We start from the raw sequence: 279 nt of genomic DNA on the forward strand, positions 1-279 counted from the left end.
GTTATTGGTTTTAAGGAGTATGTCGCTTTGGGCATTTACTTTTACTGCACGTCCGGTGAGGAGTGATATTTCATTCTCGCTCGTAAGGGCCGCATTTTTACCACTGAAGGCTTGGCTGCCACCACTTTGATAATTTACATGGCTGTTATTTGTGGTTTGCGACACGTTATTTTTAACATCAATAAATTGATTGTTTTTAATAACAAACTGAACATTGTTTTGTTCTGTTTCAAGGCATAGGTCGCGCCCAGCGTGTAAATTTATAGTCCCGAGTTGGCT

General features: G+C 40.1%; 1 protein-coding gene. It reads right to left on the reverse strand.

The window, feature by feature from the left end; genetic code table 11:
- Positions 1-279: hypothetical protein (locus AAEY57_RS19775; RefSeq protein ID WP_350608642.1), on the reverse strand; the 279-nt coding region annotated here is incomplete at both ends.

The sequence above is a fragment of the Pseudoalteromonas sp. MER144-MNA-CIBAN-0113 genome, from assembly GCF_040308965.1.
Taxonomy (GTDB): Bacteria; Pseudomonadota; Gammaproteobacteria; order Enterobacterales; family Alteromonadaceae; genus Pseudoalteromonas; species Pseudoalteromonas tetraodonis.